Source organism: Maridesulfovibrio ferrireducens (assembly GCF_016342405.1).
In the GTDB taxonomy this organism is placed as follows: domain Bacteria; phylum Desulfobacterota; class Desulfovibrionia; order Desulfovibrionales; family Desulfovibrionaceae; genus Maridesulfovibrio; species Maridesulfovibrio ferrireducens_A.
On the sequence record NZ_JAEINN010000052.1, the window covers coordinates 1 to 2961 of the forward strand.

Sequence of the window (2961 nt, forward strand, 5' to 3'; positions counted from 1 at the left end):
TATTCATCCTCCTTGAATGGGAGGAAGTATGTCATATGAGAAAATTAATGGAAGATGCAGCCGTCTGGACGGTTACAAACCTAAGTTTCAAAGCTTCTTTAAAATCAGCTGCACTAACCCCTTCCTCAATCCCATTAGATATTGAGTCTTTCATCTCAAAATAAATTGGCTTAAATACATGAAGAATAAGATTGCCGCCCAATTGGCACGCTGCTGCCTTACCTGCATCAGTTGCAAATGTGGTTTGAATATCACGATTATTTTTGAGATTATCTATTACTGTATCATTTTGTTTTTTATCTAATACAGATCTAGCCTCTTCGTTTTTTTTAAGCATTGTCTCTTTTGTATTTTCGCTAAGATCATCTTTCCTTTTTTCTATATATTCAGGGTTGCTACAATCTCTTTTGTCATTATTTATCTCATGGCTAGTTACTGCAAAATTAGCGTTGTCATTTATGATATCTTTAATGTCTTGTGTAGTAAGAGCTTTATTACTTTTTAGGTCATTGCAAAGAGTTGCACACGGAACGATATGGTCTGTTTCGGCACTTTTTTCATGACGAGTTCTACCAGCTGTCTCTAAATTACCTTCAGCGGAATGTCCTTCTTTATTGTTGATATAGATTTGCTCGTCAGGACTATATTCGTTTTTAGCTGTTACAGATCCATTAAAATGGTCCTCTTTGTATTTATCCATTTTACCTTTGTCACGCATCTCCTTCGTTATTATAGGGTTCGCTTCTGCGTAATCATCTCTCACAAATCGTTCAGCCATTGCTTCGGTAAAACTGTCTGAATACGTACTTAAGAGATTTTCTTTTTCGTATGAAAAAGATTCGCATTCAGCATAAATTCTTTCAGCAGTTAACCCAGTCTTTGCAGTTACCTTGCATGCCCGCATGGCCCCATTAATTGCCCCAATAAAAACAGGTTTAAGCATATCGTCAGCAGCAGCGTCATCTGCCATCTTATATATTGATGAAATAGTTTGTTCGACTTCTTCCATGGTAACGGTAATAGGCTTATTCAAATCGTTGATAGCCTTATCTAAGCTTATATCGAGTCCATTTATTCTATTAAGCCGCTTTGAAAATTTTTCTTCAACATGTTCATAGCCAGAGCGAGCATCATTATCATCTATTTTAATTTCCGCATGTTTATTTTTTTTCATGTACCCGTGATCAAATAGTGACATATCACCCTCCAGATTAAATCTGTATTTGCTAGTCTGGGAACAGACTCTTCCCAAACTAGCTAACACCTTCTATTGAACTTGATATTGGCCTGACTCTACTTGTCTATTCCACTTATTAATAAATTTTTCTTCTTCAGGGTCTATTTTACCATCAGCCATAGCAACCTGAGTTATAATCGCATCAATTATTTCAAAATCAACGTCTGCGGCTTTTGCCATTTTAATAGCTTCTCTAAAACTTGGAGGGTTTTGTTCAAGGAGCTTAATTGCAGTAACGGCTTCCTCAGGAAGCCCGCTTCCAGATACGCCTGAAATAAATTCGCCTATCTCTCTTTCTTCATACATAGAGATGTGTCCATCTGCATTCGCAATAGCTAAACCAACTCCAAACATCGCTGTCACCTTCTGAGTAAATTCAGCAAAGCTTTTTGTTTTATCTTTGAGTTCTACAAGTTCTCGTTGGGTTGCGGTTAAGACTTGGTTGGAATTATCAAGCTTAACTTGATATTTTTCTTTTGTTTTGGCTTCAGTCACCCGTTTGACATCCTTCTTTTCCTCTTCTCGCTCTTTTTCTTCTTTTTCGCTCAGTGCATATCCCGCAGCTGCCCCTGCCGCCCCAGCTCCAACAGCGGCTGCGACAGTTCCTGCTCCTGCTAGTGACCCCATTAAAGTGGCCGCTCCAAGAATGGACCCACCTCCTGTAATCGGTGCTGCCGCAATAGCTCCTACTCCAAGTGCAACTCCAGCAAGTACTTTAAAAAAACCCATAGTATCCTCCAATTAAGTTAGTATTGTTGCTTCTTCGCCAAACCCACGAACCCAAGCCATAAGCTCATTCTCACTGACAGTTCCAATCTCCAGAATGACGGTACCATCTTCCTGCTCCTCAATATTCTGCTCAGAGCTCCAGATCCGCTCCATCACGAAGTCGGAAACAGAACGAGAAAAATGTATGCGAAACTTTTTTAGATCATGATGTTTAAGGCCGAAATAATTTATTTCCTGGTCCGCAGCATCAAAATCAAAAATTTTATCAGTCAGGGTCACTTCCTTAATTCTATGGACGGCCAAATTCCTAGGATCACCTTTTTCAGGTTCTCCAGTGGTCGTTTTATGTCCGATCGCATAAAGAGCATTGCTCTGTGACGTAATTCGCCCAGGAGCAAAGAATATTTGTTGAAGCTCTTCAAAGCGTCCTTTCTTGTAATCGATTAGACAGACAAGCTTCTTCTGAGAAGCTTTAAGAATTTTATCTATAGTTTCATGATGTTCCGAATAGTCGATATATCCTTTTGAACTAAAATACAGGGGCAGATCTTGTCCTGCTGAACGATTCGGAAAATCCTGTGAACAAAGTTGAAGAGAAACATTTTTAATTGTCTCTTCAATTCCTCCGAGAATATGATCCGGAAGCGATGCGCTGGCTAACTGTTTGCACAAAGTCAGAGACCGTATCTGCTCAAGATCCAGACCGTAGGAACTCTGGCTAGAGAAAGTTAATATACTATAATATCTCCTTCTATTTTTCAGCCCTGTCTTAAAATGAGAACCAGCAAACCTTTCAATCTCATTCGCGAGCCGTTGGATGGTACTCGGGCGACAGTCAAACTCTTCGGCAAGATCTTGCTTGAAATGTTTTTTACCCTCACGATAGAGCTTAAAAAACATATTCAGTAGCTTATCTCCATAGGCTCCTCGACGTTTCGTGTGGAATTGACTTGATCGACAACACAAGTGAATGCAGTATATTCGGATGACTTATA

General features: G+C 39.5%; 3 protein-coding genes. All 3 read right to left on the reverse strand.

The genetic code is table 11. The annotated features are described in order from the left end of the window. Positions 1–31: 31 nt before the first annotated feature. The 3 genes from JEY82_RS19550 to JEY82_RS19560 all read right to left on the reverse strand — a co-directional run bounded on the left by JEY82_RS19550 (position 32) and on the right by JEY82_RS19560 (position 2866). Positions 32–1198, reverse strand: a complete 1167-nt coding sequence (locus tag JEY82_RS19550; protein ID WP_304088977.1) for a hypothetical protein — start codon at positions 1196–1198, stop codon at positions 32–34. Positions 1199–1267: 69 nt separating this feature from the next. Beyond that, positions 1268–1966 (reverse strand): tellurite resistance TerB family protein, encoded by a 699-nt coding sequence (locus tag JEY82_RS19555; protein WP_304088980.1) that lies wholly within the window; start codon positions 1964–1966, stop codon positions 1268–1270. A gap of 12 nt (positions 1967–1978) precedes the next feature. Further along, a complete protein-coding gene (locus JEY82_RS19560) occupies positions 1979–2866 on the reverse strand; it encodes a YafY family protein (protein WP_304088982.1) in 888 nt (295 codons plus the stop codon). Positions 2867–2961 lie beyond the last annotated feature (95 nt).